The 12,388-nt window shown below is 61.5% G+C and carries 14 protein-coding genes; 11 read left to right on the forward strand and 3 right to left on the reverse strand.

Annotation, left to right across the window (positions count from 1 at the left end; translation table 11 throughout):
• The first annotated feature begins 268 nt into the window (after positions 1-268).
• From NE609_RS05405 to NE609_RS05445, 9 genes are all read left to right on the forward strand, one after another.
• On the forward strand, positions 269-757 hold the full coding sequence (locus NE609_RS05405) for an amidase domain-containing protein (RefSeq protein ID WP_121585551.1): 489 nt from the start codon (positions 269-271) through the stop codon (positions 755-757).
• 139 nt (positions 758-896) lie between these two features.
• The gene (locus NE609_RS05410; RefSeq protein ID WP_101550491.1) at positions 897-1,268 is read left to right on the forward strand and encodes a GntR family transcriptional regulator; all 372 of its coding nucleotides are present in this window, start codon (positions 897-899) and stop codon (positions 1,266-1,268) included.
• Entirely contained in the window at positions 1,269-1,970 is a 702-nt protein-coding gene (locus NE609_RS05415; protein WP_121585550.1) for an ABC transporter ATP-binding protein, read from the forward strand. It abuts the gene before it with no gap.
• Positions 1,964-2,794: a hypothetical protein gene (locus NE609_RS05420; protein WP_256151949.1), complete on the forward strand. Its 831-nt coding sequence runs from the start codon at positions 1,964-1,966 to the stop codon at positions 2,792-2,794. The genes NE609_RS05415 and NE609_RS05420 overlap by 7 nt, the downstream gene beginning before the upstream one ends.
• 248 nt (positions 2,795-3,042) lie before the next feature.
• Complete coding sequence (locus NE609_RS05425) at positions 3,043-3,576, forward strand: DUF6323 family protein (RefSeq protein WP_121585548.1); 534 nt, start codon at positions 3,043-3,045, stop codon at positions 3,574-3,576.
• Entirely contained in the window at positions 3,555-4,895 is a 1,341-nt protein-coding gene (locus NE609_RS05430) for a DUF6179 domain-containing protein (protein ID WP_256151950.1), read from the forward strand. Before NE609_RS05425 ends, NE609_RS05430 begins: the two co-directional genes overlap by 22 nt.
• 156 nt (positions 4,896-5,051) lie before the next feature.
• The gene (locus NE609_RS05435; RefSeq protein WP_101550481.1) at positions 5,052-5,231 is read left to right on the forward strand and encodes a hypothetical protein; all 180 of its coding nucleotides are present in this window, start codon (positions 5,052-5,054) and stop codon (positions 5,229-5,231) included.
• A gap of 207 nt (positions 5,232-5,438) precedes the next feature.
• Complete coding sequence (locus NE609_RS05440) at positions 5,439-6,629, forward strand: coenzyme F420-0:L-glutamate ligase (RefSeq protein WP_256151951.1); 1,191 nt, start codon at positions 5,439-5,441, stop codon at positions 6,627-6,629.
• A gap of 269 nt (positions 6,630-6,898) precedes the next feature.
• Positions 6,899-8,056, forward strand: a complete 1,158-nt coding sequence (locus NE609_RS05445; protein WP_256151952.1) for a ribose-phosphate pyrophosphokinase — start codon at positions 6,899-6,901, stop codon at positions 8,054-8,056.
• A 65-nt stretch (positions 8,057-8,121) separates the two neighbouring features.
• Here NE609_RS05445 and NE609_RS05450 read toward each other — a convergent pair whose 3' ends face one another.
• Positions 8,122-9,228: a DUF362 domain-containing protein gene (locus NE609_RS05450; protein WP_256151953.1), complete on the reverse strand. Its 1,107-nt coding sequence runs from the start codon at positions 9,226-9,228 to the stop codon at positions 8,122-8,124.
• Between the two features lie 226 nt (positions 9,229-9,454).
• Between NE609_RS05450 and NE609_RS05455 the strand changes: the two genes are divergently transcribed.
• Positions 9,455-10,765 (forward strand): cation:proton antiporter, encoded by a 1,311-nt coding sequence (locus NE609_RS05455; RefSeq protein ID WP_256151954.1) that lies wholly within the window; start codon positions 9,455-9,457, stop codon positions 10,763-10,765.
• Between the two features lie 104 nt (positions 10,766-10,869).
• Entirely contained in the window at positions 10,870-11,043 is a 174-nt protein-coding gene (locus tag NE609_RS05460; RefSeq protein WP_256151955.1) for a hypothetical protein, read from the forward strand.
• Positions 11,044-11,100: 57 nt separating this feature from the next.
• Here NE609_RS05460 and NE609_RS05465 read toward each other — a convergent pair whose 3' ends face one another.
• Together NE609_RS05465 and fba are read right to left on the reverse strand one after the other, a co-directional pair.
• The gene (locus tag NE609_RS05465) at positions 11,101-11,280 is read right to left on the reverse strand and encodes a hypothetical protein (RefSeq protein WP_256151956.1); all 180 of its coding nucleotides are present in this window, start codon (positions 11,278-11,280) and stop codon (positions 11,101-11,103) included.
• A gap of 98 nt (positions 11,281-11,378) precedes the next feature.
• Entirely contained in the window at positions 11,379-12,317 is a 939-nt protein-coding gene (fba, locus tag NE609_RS05470; protein WP_101550469.1) for a class II fructose-1,6-bisphosphate aldolase, read from the reverse strand.
• Positions 12,318-12,388 lie beyond the last annotated feature (71 nt).

The raw sequence follows: 12,388 nt of genomic DNA on the forward strand, positions 1-12,388 counted from the left end.
CCCCCCCCCCCCCCCCCCCCCCGCCGCGCAGGAACCGGTCGTAAAGCCGCACCGCAGGCGTTTCCCGCCGCTCAGCACATATCGGTCGAAGCCCACGGCGCGTCCCTCCTTTTTCGATCGGCCCGGAACATTAAAAAAACCATCCGGCGGCAGCTTGCTTTCGGATGGCATGGTCCTGCCAACTGGATGCGTTTCGTCGTTTAAATTTTAAAGGAATCCCGGCAAAAAGTCAACTGCATATACTGTACCATGGAAAGGAGCGATCCCTATGCCCACCCAGATCCCCTACGACCGGTCCAAGGCCGCCGCCTATGCCGAAAAATGGGCGTTTTCCCGCAATCCGCGCTACATCAGCTTCGACGGCATGGGCGGCGACTGTACCAGCTTCGTCTCCCAGTGCCTCTACGCGGGCACAGGCGTCATGAATTACACCCGCGATACCGGCTGGTACTACAATTCCGCCTCCGACCGCGCCGCCGCCTGGAGCGGCGTGCCCTATCTCTACCGCTTCCTGACGGGCAACCGCTCGGTCGGGCCCTACGGTCGGGCGGCGGCGCTCGAAGAGCTGGAGCGGGGAGATCTCATCCAACTCGGCGACGCTTCGGACAAATGGTACCACTCCCTCTTTGTGACGGAAGTCACAGGGGACGAAATCCTCGTGTCCACCCACACCTTCGACGCCTACCGCCGCCCCCTCTCAAGCTATGTCTACGCGCAGGCGCGCGGCGTCCATATCGAGGGGGCGCGCCGCTGGTGAGCGATTCCCCCGAACCCCGCCCCGCGAAAGCGGGGCGGGGTTCTTCTTTTTCCAAATTAGGGGTTGACAAATTGGAAATGGTATCGTATTATTGTGTTAGGTTATTAATACAATTCTATCGGGACAGGAGCTGAACACAATGACGTGGGAGCTGAAAAATGACCGCCCGATCTATGCGCAGCTGATCGAACAGATCAAGCTGCGCATTATCTCCGGATTCTACCGCCCGGGAGAACGCCTGCCCTCCGTTCGGGACATGGCCGCCGAAGCGGCCGTAAACCCCAACACGATGCAGCGGGCGCTCTCCGAGCTGGAACGGGACGGGCTGCTCTATACCCAGCGTACGAGCGGCCGGTTCATCACGGAGGATACGGGGCTGATCGAGGCTGCAAAAAAAGCCCTCGCACAGGAACAGATCGATGCCTTTTTCCAAAAAATGCGCGCGCTCGGATTCACCACGCCCCAGACGGTGGCGCTTGTGGAATCCGCTGCGGCCGAGGAGGTAAGATAAGTGGACACCATACTGGAATGCCATGGGCTCACCAAGTTCTACGGAAGCGGAGTCTGTGCGCTCAATCAAATCAACCTGAACGTCGGGCGCGGCCGGATCGTCGGCCTGCTCGGGCCCAACGGCAGCGGCAAAAGCACCTTTATGAAGCTCGCGAACGGCCTGCTGACCCCTTCCCTCGGAGATCTCTCGATCGCGGGTTTCCCGGTCGGGCCGGACACCAAGGAGGTCGTCTCCTACCTGCCGGAACGCACCTACCTCAACGACTGGATGAAGGTCCGCGACCTGATCGCCTTCTTCCGGGATTTCTACACAAATTTCAACGAGGCCAAGGCATATGACATGCTCAGCCGCCTGAACATCAACCCCAACGACCGGCTCAAGACGATGTCCAAGGGCACCAAGGAGAAGGTCCAGCTGATCCTCGTCATGAGCCGGGAGGCCCAGCTCTACCTGCTCGACGAGCCGATCGGCGGCGTCGACCCCGCGGCGCGCGACTACATCCTGAACACCATCCTGGGCAACTACAATGAAAACGCGACGATCATCATCTCCACCCACCTCATCACCGATATCGAGCAGGTGCTGGAGGACGTCATTTTCATCAGCCGCGGCGAGATCATCATGGTTTCCTCGGTCGATCAGATCCGCGAGGAAAAGGGCATGTCGGTCGACGCGCTCTTCCGGGAGGTATTCAGATGCTGAAAAAACTGCTTAAATACGAAATCCGCGCCACCGCGCGGCTCTTCCTGCCGGTGTTCGGCGCGATCCTGCTCCTCGCGATCCTCAACAACATCTTTTTTAACTTCAACGACATTCCTGACTTCGCGACCGTGCTGACCATGATGCTCTACGTCATCCTTATCATCGCGCTCTTCGTGCTCGTCTATGTCGTCATGATCCAGCGGTTCTATAAGAACCTCCTGCGCGACGAGGGCTACCTCATGTTCACCCTGCCCGTCCGGACCTGGCAGTTGATCGCCAGCAAGCTGATCGTCTCGATCATGTGGCTGGCCATCTGCACCTTCGTCACCGTCCTGTCGGTCTTCATCATGGCGTTCAGCCTGGATCTGCTTCGGGAGATCCCCGAGTTCCTCCGCCAGTTGTCCGATTTCCTGGCGCACTATGTCGGCATCAGCGAGGTCACCCTCTTCTTCGAGTTCGTCTTCCTGATGCTCATCGGCACGATCGGCAGCGTGCTCATGATCTACGCCGCCATCTCGATCGGCCATCTCGTCGGCAAGCACCGGGTGCTCACCGCCTTCGGTGCCTATATCGGGCTGAGCATTGTCGAGCAGATCATCACCAACCTCTATTTTTCCCTGGTCGGGCGCATCTACGACCACACGATTCCCTACGGCAGCTACGGGTCCTACCAGTTCGGCTACGGGGCCTACGATTTCGCGCGGGAATTCGTCGGCGCGATGCATATGATCGTGATCCCGACCCTCATCATCACGGTCATCTTCTCGGTCGTCTACTTTATCCTGACCAACTACATCCTCTCCCACAGGCTCAACCTCGAATAATCTCCCCCTCTCACAAGAAGCGCCGCATCCGGTGGATGCGGCGCTTCTTCAGTTTGCGGCCCTTCCGTCCGGCAGATGTCCGCCCAAAAGGCGATAAAAATAGCCGGGCGGCTGCTTGACATCCCACCCGGCTTGTGTTATGATAATCTTTGTTGGATTTTTCCGAAAAACCATAAATTTTTCCTTCTACACTATAGCACATTCCCCGGGTTTTGTCAAGTACCAATCTGTAAAAGGAGCTGAATGGCATGAGCGGACTACTCTCCCTACTCAGCCGGCAGGACGACGCGCTGATCCGCCGCGACGCTGACGAACTGCTTCGACTCAACGACCTCACCCGCCCCTACGGCCTGTCGCTGACCCACGAAGACGCCGTCGCGCTGCTGAAGGTACGGACCGACGCGCTTAAAAACAGCCGCCGCATCGAGGTGGGCCCCGGCGTGCTCGAAAAGCTCGCCGAGGCGTTCTGCGATTCCGCCTACGTCGACGGGCAGAACTATGCCGACACCCTCTGCGCGCTGACCGAGCTCTTCTACTACCTCAAAAACGACACGCTCGATTCCCTGCCCGACGACGAGCTGATCGCCGTGATGAAGCAGTGCTTTGACGGCGACTGCGAGGGTTCGCTCGAACTGCTCGCGGGACGCGACATGGAAACGATGGCGCGCAACGTGCGCGCCTACGGCAGCGTCGAGGCGCCCCTTGAATCGGACAAGCCCGCCGGGGAGGCCGGCGATTACGCGGTGGAGGAGGACGAACAGTGGAGAACCGTTCGCTTTTAAGCGGAACCCCGCTCGACGGGATCGATTACGGCGTCTACACCGCCTCGCTCATGCGGCGGGCGGCGGACGCGGGCCTGCTGGACGAACGCGCGCTCGCCGCGATGCAGGAGGGGCTGCTGGGGCTCCTCCGGTCGCAGATCGAGGAGATCACGCGCGGCGAGAGCAGCTCCGTTCCCGCGGAGACTGCCGACCAGCTGATGGACGATATCGGCTACTGCATCGACGTGGCGCTCAAACACGCTCCGACCCCGCAGGAGAGCCTCGCGCTGCTCCGGGAACACTCGATGGACGCGCTCTACCGGATGGGGACCGGGCTTCTGGACCGGGAGGAGCGCGCCTGCGAAGGCCTGCTCTCCCGGGTGCGCGCGACCCGAACCCCCACCGTCAACGAGGGCTACCGGATTTTGCTCGACGTCACCTTCCCCCAGTACCTGCGGGACTGGAAGGTCCGCAGGCACCCGGGAGACTTCGTCGTGCTCACTGAGTATCCGCTCGCGCGGGAGGTCTCCGCGAGCGGGATCTTCGGCGTGCGCGAGCGGCTCGAGTCGCTCGCGCTGGAGAACCGCTTCTGCGGCCGATTCGCACCGGTGCTGGACGGCCTGCTGCGCGGCTGGGCGCGCCAAAACCGCACCTCCCCCGCCGAGGCCTATGTGAACCTCTTTACGATCGCGCTCCAAAACCTGCTGCTCGCCCGCCTGCTCGGCCGGGAGGACGCGGCGCTCGGCGCCGGGGAACGCGCCGGGCTGGAGGAGCGGCTGCGCCCCCTCGCCCCCGAACAGCGCGCGGCGCTGCTGCTGCGGGCCGCGGAAGGCCTGATCGATTCCTGCGCCTTTGAAAACGCCCGCCTCAACGATTATATCCGAGAGGGGGCCGCGCGCTTCGCCGGGGAAGTCAACCGCGCGGGCGGCGCGCTCACTCCCTTCGCTGTCGTCGCGGAGGAGGACGCGACGCTCCTCTTCATCGACGGGGAACGCCTCGGCAACGACGCGTTCAGCGCCGTCGCCGACGAGGTGCTCCTCTGCGACGACGCCGCGCGCAAGGCGCGGATCATCCGGGAGGAGCTGCGCAGCCTCGACGACCTCTGCGACCTGCTCGGCGCGGGGTGCGTCTACGACGACGAATACGCGGAAATCTTTTCCTCCTTTGACGAGGCGACCGCCGCCCTGCTGCTCGGCCGGATCCGGGCGGTGTGGGAGGAGGGGGCGCTGCGCCCGCTCGACGAAATCGAATGGCAGGAGGCGCTTGCCAATTGGTTCAACCGGCTCGGCGCCGATTGCCGGGAACGCATCCGCGCCCTATCCAAAACGCTCGCCGGTTGAACCGGCGGGCGTTTTTGTCTTTTTTGCGACAATCGGCCTTCCGAATTTTACATAATACGCTGAAATTTCCCTGATATTACTTGTTCTGGAATCCAAAGCGTGCTATACTGACACTCCTGCTCTACGCACAAAATGGAGGAAAGGAAGTGTCAGGCGATGCATTACGTCATCCGGATCCAACGGCAGGGCGACAGCCGCTATCTCTTCAACACGCGGATTCTTCTGAACGATATCGCGCTTGCCAAGCCCTTCTCCACCACCAATATGGCCAGGCGTTACTTCAGAAAGTCGGATTTTTGCGGCGAAGAATTCAGCGTGGTGCAGGTGGAGCCCTGACGGGCCGCTGAAAAGGACGGTTGATTCCGTCCTTTTTGTTTTTTTGGCGGGAAACGCAAATTTTTTTCCGCTTTTTTGCAGAATCATTGTATCTTACGGCGAATTCCTGTATAATGGGGATTAAGGTACGGCCTTCCCGCAGGGAGGGCCGCCGCGCCGTTCCGGCGTGCAAACCGGCGGATCAGCCGCCATCGGAGGGATTCACTCATGTCAAGAATGATCGGTACCACTGTCCGGGGCGTGCGCGCCCCGATTATCCGGCCGGGGGACGACCTCGCGCAGATCGTCACCGATTCCGTGCTCGAAGCCGCCGCAAGCGAGGGCTTTTCCTTCCACGACCGCGACGTCGTGGGCGTGACCGAGGCGGTCGTCGCCAAGGCGCAGGGCAACTACGCCTCCACCGACGACATCGCGGAGGACGTCCGCTCCAAATTCGGCGATCACCCCATCGGCGTGATCTTCCCCATCCTCAGCCGCAACCGGTTCGCCATCTGCCTGCGCGGCATTGCGCGCGGCGCGAAAAAGATCGTGCTGATGTTCAGCTACCCGAGCGACGAGGTGGGCAACACCCTCGTTTCGGAGGAAAAGCTCGAAGCCGCCGGGGTCAACCCGTGGGCCGACGTGCTCGACGAGAAGCGCTACCGCGCGCTCTTCGGGGAGAATAAGCACCTGTTCACCGGCGTGGACTACGTCGAATACTACGCCTCCCTCATCCGCGAGGAGGGGGCCGACGTGGAAATCCTCTTTGCAAACCGCCCCACCGCCGTCCTCGACCATACAAAGCACGTCCTCTGCTGCGACATCCACACCCGCGAGCGCACCAAGCGCCTTCTGCGCGCGGCGGGCGCCGAGACGGTCTACGGCCTCGACGACATCCTCTCCGCCCCCGTCAACGGAAGCGGCTTCAACGCCGATTACGGCCTGCTCGGCAGCAACAAGTCGACCGAGAGCCGCGTCAAGCTCTTCCCGCGTGACTGCGCCGCCTTCGCGCACGACCTGCAGCGCAAACTGAGCGAGGCGACCGGCAGGCAGATCGAGGCGCTCGTCTACGGCGACGGCGCCTTCCGCGACCCGGTGGGTAAGATTTGGGAGCTTGCGGACCCGGTCGTCAGTCCCGGATTCACCGAGGGGCTCAGCGGCCTGCCCAATGAGGTCAAGCTCAAATACCTCGCGGACAACCAGTTCCGCGACCTCTCGGGCAGCGAGCTCAAGCAGGCCGTCTCCGAGTACATCCGCAACAAAAAGGCCGACCTCAAGGGCACGATGGAGACGCAGGGCACCACCCCCCGACGCCTGACCGACCTGATTGGAAGCCTGTGCGACCTGACGAGCGGCAGCGGAGACAAGGGCACGCCCATCGTCCTCATCCAGGGATATTTCGACAATTTCGCCGACTAGAAAAAACCGGCCGGGACCGCGCGTGCGGTCCCGGCCTTTTTCTTCCTTTAAAGCGGCGCATGACGGCAACGGACAAATCTCTCCCGAGCGGAGATCGAAATTTGTAGATATTACCCATTTTTTAGATTCGGGGATGAAAAGCGTATACAATCCTGAAACGATCATGTATAATCAAATTGTATTTTTTCGACCCGATTTTGCATAATTCGGGCCGCAGATAAGGATCGGCGGGCCCTTTGGGGACCGCGGAACGAAAAGGAGCGTTATGAATGGCAGGGCAGATTGATGCGGAAGACATCTTCCGGTCGGGTGACCGGGTGGCGGAACTTGGGCTGATCAGCCTGACCGGCGCGCGCGAGCTGACCGAGAAGATCGACGCGCACCTCGTGAAATGGGCGGAGGGCAGCCCCCTTTACAAGGAAAGCTACATCGTTGAAAGCGAATGTCCCCGTTTTTCCTCCGGCGACGGCAAGGGCCTTATCAAGTCGACCATCCGCGGGGACGACCTCTTCTTCATCGTGGACGTCGGCAACTACAGCTGCAGCTATAACATCTTCGGACACCAGAACTCCATGTCCCCCGACGACCATTTCCAGGACCTGAAGCGGCTGATCCAGGCCGCCAGCGGCAAGGCGCACCGCATCACGGTCATCATGCCGATGCTCTACGGCAGCCGCCAGCACCGCCGCAACTACCGGGAGTCGCTTGACTGCGCCGTGGCGCTCCAGGAGCTCCAGAACATGGGCGTCTCCAACATCGTCACCTTCGACGCGCACGACCCGCGCGTGCAAAACGCGGTCCCCCTCATGGGCTTCGACAACGTCTCCCCCTCCTACCAGGTCCTCAAATGCCTGCTGCGCAGCATCCCGGACATCCGGCTCGACCGCGAGCACCTGATGGTCGTCAGCCCCGATGAGGGCGCGATGAGCCGCAACATGTACTACGCCTCCGTGCTCGGCATCGACCTGGGCATGTTCTACAAGCGCCGCGACTACGCCCGCGTCGTCAACGGCCGCAACCCCATCGTGGCGCACGAATATCTCGGCAACTCCCTCGAGGGCAAGGACGTCTTCATCGCGGACGACATCATCTCGTCGGGCGAGTCGATGCTCGAGGTCGCGCGCGAGCTGAAAAAGCGCAACGCTTCCCGCATCTTCGCCTACGCCACCTACGCGATTTTCACCAACGGCCTTGACGAGTTCGACCGGGCCTACGAGGAGGGGCTCCTCTCCGGCGTGTTCGGCACCAACCTCACCTACCGTTCTCCCGAGCTGCTCTCGCGCGAGTGGTTCCACGAGGTCGACGTCTCCAAGTATATCGCCTACTTCATCGCCGCGATCAACCACGACATGTCGGTCAGCGCGATCATCGACCCGCACGAGAAGATCCGCCAGCTGCTCCTCAAGCACGGCTACCGCGCCCAGTGACGGCGTCCTCCCCGGCTCCACGAAACAATAAAAGCCTCCCGCATACTGCGGGAGGCTTTTTCCTGCTATTTGATCTCGACCAGCTCGTATTCCGCGCTTCCCATCCCTATTTTGACAGCCTGCTCGATGCCGGCCCGCCAGTTGGTGTCGGGATGCAGCGCATGGAAGTGGTCCTTTTCCTCCGCGTCCCGCCTGGCGAGCAGGCTGTCGGGGAGGACCGGCTGCCCGTTGACCGCGTCGGCGCAGGCGGTGTCGAGCGCCACCGGGTCGAAGGAGGCGAAGATGCCCACGTCGGGCACGATCGGCACGTCGTTTTCAGGGTGGCAGTCGCAGAAGGGGGACACGTCGAGCACCAGGCTGACGTGGAAGCCCGGGCGGTCCTTGACGACCGCCCATGCGTACTCGGAAATCTTCCTGTTGAGGATGTCGAACGCCTCGTCCTGCGCGGCCTGCACCGCGTCGACCGGGCAGACGCCGATGCAGCGGCCGCAGCCGACGCACTTGTCATGGTCGATCTGCGCCTTTTTCCCGGGGAAGGAGATCGCGCCGTGCGCGCAGTTCTTAAAGCACATGCCGCAGCTGACGCAGAGGCTCCGGTCGACGAACGGCTTGCCCGCCGAGTGCATTTCCATCTTGCCCGCGCGGGAACCGCAGCCCATGCCGAGGTTTTTGATCGCGCCGCCGATTCCGGTGCACTCGTGTGCCTTGAAGTGGGTGAGGCTGATGACGATGTCCGCGTCCATCACCGCGCGGCCGATCTTCGCCTCCTTCACATATTCCCCACCGATCGGGACGATCTGCTCGTCGGTGCCCTTGAGCCCGTCTCCGATCAAAATCTGGCAGCCGGTCGAAAAGGGGGTGTAGCCATTTTCGTAGGCCGCCTCAATGTGGTCGAGCGCGTTCTTGCGCCGCCCGACATAGAGGGTGTTGCAGTCGGTCAAAAAAGGCTTGCCGCCGTTTTCCTTGACGATGTCCGCGATCACCTTGGAGAAGTTCGGGCGCAGGAACGCGAGGTTGCCCGGTTCCCCGAAGTGGATCTTGATCGCCGTGTATTTGTTCTTGAAATCGATCGAATCGATCCCCGCGGCCTTGACGAGCCTGCGGAGCTTTTGCAACAGGTTCTCCTCAAGCGTGGTGTGCAGATTGGTGTAATAGACCTTTGAGGGTTTCATTCAGCCTTCTCTTCCCTTCCAAATTTTTCTTATCACACTATAACATATCCGACGCGCGATGAAAAGAGGGCTTCCGCAATTCATCGACAAATTAGCCAAATTCATCCGCGATGTTATACATTTCTTGACCAGATTTCATGTTGCAAATTGCCTCCGCAAGGACTATACTGGGTGATGTTTTTTAAAAATCGCCCGGGAGGGCTCTTGTGGAAGGGAGGGGATTCCCGTGGAATCCTACAATTTTTTATTCAGCGTGGCGATCATCCTGTTGAGCACCAAGCTGCTCGGCATCCTGACCAAGCGGATCGCCATGCCGCAGGTGGTCGGCGCCCTGCTCGCGGGGCTGGTGCTCGGACCCGCCATGCTCGGTGTCCTGCATGAGACCGCCTTCCTGGACCAGTGCGCCGAGATCGGCGTCATCGTCCTGATGTTCACCGCCGGGCTTGAAACCGACATCGCCGAGCTCAAGCGGTCGGGGCGCGCCTCCTTCGTCATCGCGCTGTGCGGCGTGCTCGTCCCGCTCGCCGGCGGATTCCTGCTCTCCTGGTTCTTCAACCGCGGCGGCGAAAACTTTTTGCAGAACCTCTTCATCGGTGTCATCCTGACGGCGACCTCCGTGAGCATCACCGTGGAAACGCTCAAGGAGATGGGCAAGCTCTCCACCCGTTCCGGCAACGCGATCCTCGGCGCGGCCCTCATCGACGACATCCTCGGCATCATCGCGCTGACCCTTATCACGAGCGTCTCCGACCCGAGCATCAACATCGTGGCCGTGCTCGTCAAGATCGTCGCGTTCTTCGCGCTGAGCCTTGCCGTCGGCGTCCTGCTGCACAAGCTGATTGAAAAATGGATGACCGGGCACGACGACAAGCGCCGCTACGCGGTGATCTCCTTCGCCTTCTGCCTGCTCTACGCCTTTGCGGCCGAACGGTTTTTCGGCGTGGCGGACATCACCGGCGCCTACATCGCCGGGCTCATCATCTCCAACACCACCAAGGTCACCTATGTCGCCACCCGCTTTGAGACGGTGTCCTACATGCTGCTCTCCCCCATCTTCTTCGCAAGCATCGGCACCAAGGTGGTCCTGCCGCAGATGAGCACGGCGATCGTTCTTTTCTCCGTCCTGCTCGTGCTCTGGTCGATCGTCTCCAAGGTGGTCGGCTGCGGGCTCGGCGCGAAGCTCTGCCGCTATTCCAATGAGGAGTGCAGGCGCATCGGCGTGGGCATGATCTCCCGCGGAGAGGTCGCGCTCATCGTCGCGAACAAGGGGATCTCCTCCGGGCTGATGAAGCAGGACTTCTTCGGACCGGTCGTGATCATGGTGGTCGTGACGACCATCGTCACGCCGGTCCTGCTCAAGCTGGTCTACCGCGAAAAGGAGAAAACCTACAGCGATCTCGCCACCAGCCCGCTCGTCGAGCAGTACGAGGAGATCAAGGACTTCGATCTCGCGGTACAGCGGATGATCGACATCAACGACAACCTCCGCGAAAAGGGCAAGCGGCGCGAAGAGCGCGAAACCGCCTCCAAAAAATAACGTCTGACAAAAAAGGCCGGGCATGCGCCCGGCCTTTTTTCTATCCAGAAATTGCTCACATGGAATCGCAAATTCCGCGCAAGCTATCTGCGGAGGTGATTTTCATGCAGGATTATCCGAACTTCTTTTCGTTCGGGTTCGGCGCGGACGTGACGATGGCCAGCTATTTCGACGCGCTCCCGCTGGAGGTGAAGCTCGCGATCAACGAGCATGCCGGCGAGATCCACTCGATCGAGGACATGCGCCGGTTCGCCCAGCGGATGATGGCCGAAGGGTAGCGCCGGCTTTCCATAGATCAAAGCGGCGGGGCGCTCGCCCCGCCGCTTCCTTTCCCCTCAGCGGGGCAACGGGCGGCCGTATGGATCGGTGCGGAAATACTCCTGCTCCTCAAAGATGCTCCGCGGCCCCCTCTGAAAGGCGTGCACGCCGGGGGTATTGATATTGGTCGGCCAGTTGCGCCCGTGGTGCCGCATCGGGATCTGGGCCGGGCGCGGACCGTAATAGTACGAAGCCATGCGCTCACCTCCTGCCCCATCCTATGCGCGCCGGGCGCGCCCTGACGCAAAAAAGCCCGGCGGACGCCGTCCGCCGGGCTTTTCCGGGTGAAAACCGCTTACGCCTTTCCGGCGCAGCCGAGCACTTCGGTGATCTTGTGGGAGACCATCTCCTTGACCGCGGTGCGCGCCGGGGTCAGGTACTGGCGCGGGTCGAAGTGGCTGGGATTCTCCGCCATGTACTTGCGGATGGCGGCGGTCATCGCCACGCGCACGTCCGAATCGATGTTGATCTTGCAGACCGCCATCGTGGCCGCCTGGCGCAGCATCTCCTCGGGGATGCCGATCGCGTCGGGCATCGCGCCGCCGAACTGGTTGATGACCTTTACGAGGTCCTGCGGAACGGAGGAAGCGCCGTGCAGGACGATCGGGAAGCCGGGCAGGCGGCGGCTGACCTCTTCGAGGATGTCGAAGCGCAGCTGCGGCTTCTGGCCGGGCTTGAACTTGAAGGCGCCGTGGCTGGTGCCGATGGCGATGGCCAGCGAGTCGACGCCCGTCTTGCTGACGAACTCCTCGACCTCGGCGGGGTTGGTGAACTGCGCGTCGTCCGCCGCGACGTTGACGGCGTCCTCGATGCCGGCGAGCTTGCCCAGCTCGGCCTCGACCACGACGCCGCGCGCGTGGGCGTATTCGACGACCTTGCGGGTCTCGGCGATATTGTCCTCGAAGGCGCGGGAGCTGCCGTCGATCATGACCGAGGTAAACCCGCCGTCGATGCAGGATTTGCAGATCTCAAAATCCGCGCCGTGATCGAGGTGCAGCGCGATGGGGATTTCGGGGCAGTCGACCACGGCGGCCTCGACCAGCTTGACCAGGTAGGCGTGCTTGGCGTATTTGCGCGCACCCGCGGAAACCTGAAGGATGACCGGCGCTTTCAGCTCGGAAGCGGCCTCGGTGATCCCCTGGACGATCTCCATGTTGTTGACGTTGAACGCGCCGACCGCGTACCCGCCCTCATAGGCTTTCTTGAACATTTCGGTGGTAGTGACCAACGGCATAAAAAACAGCTCCTTCCAAAATATCGGGTTGCCTGAACACCTCTATTATACCATGTTGTCCGACCGGCGCA

Origin of the sequence: Anaerotruncus sp. DFI.9.16 (assembly GCF_024461615.1) — a bacterium.
GTDB classification, from domain to species: Bacteria; Bacillota; Clostridia; order Oscillospirales; family Ruminococcaceae; genus Anaerotruncus; species Anaerotruncus massiliensis.

Excerpts from the sequence above, each read along its gene's own strand:
- NE609_RS05460 (WP_256151955.1), top strand. The coding sequence starts at position 10,870 with ATGCAGGATTATCCGAACTTCTTTTCGTTCGGGTTCGGCGCGGACGTG.
- NE609_RS05410 (WP_101550491.1), top strand. The coding sequence starts at position 897 with ATGACGTGGGAGCTGAAAAATGACCGCCCGATCTATGCGCAGCTGATC.
- NE609_RS05445 (WP_256151952.1), top strand. The coding sequence starts at position 6,899 with ATGGCAGGGCAGATTGATGCGGAAGACATCTTCCGGTCGGGTGACCGG.
- NE609_RS05440 (WP_256151951.1), top strand. The coding sequence starts at position 5,439 with ATGTCAAGAATGATCGGTACCACTGTCCGGGGCGTGCGCGCCCCGATT.
- NE609_RS05425 (WP_121585548.1), top strand. The coding sequence starts at position 3,043 with ATGAGCGGACTACTCTCCCTACTCAGCCGGCAGGACGACGCGCTGATC.
- NE609_RS05420 (WP_256151949.1), top strand. The coding sequence starts at position 1,964 with ATGCTGAAAAAACTGCTTAAATACGAAATCCGCGCCACCGCGCGGCTC.
- fba (WP_101550469.1), bottom strand. The coding sequence starts at position 12,317 with ATGCCGTTGGTCACTACCACCGAAATGTTCAAGAAAGCCTATGAGGGC.
- NE609_RS05405 (WP_121585551.1), top strand. The coding sequence starts at position 269 with ATGCCCACCCAGATCCCCTACGACCGGTCCAAGGCCGCCGCCTATGCC.
- NE609_RS05465 (WP_256151956.1), bottom strand. The coding sequence starts at position 11,280 with ATGGCTTCGTACTATTACGGTCCGCGCCCGGCCCAGATCCCGATGCGG.
- NE609_RS05435 (WP_101550481.1), top strand. The coding sequence starts at position 5,052 with ATGCATTACGTCATCCGGATCCAACGGCAGGGCGACAGCCGCTATCTC.
- NE609_RS05450 (WP_256151953.1), bottom strand. The coding sequence starts at position 9,228 with ATGAAACCCTCAAAGGTCTATTACACCAATCTGCACACCACGCTTGAG.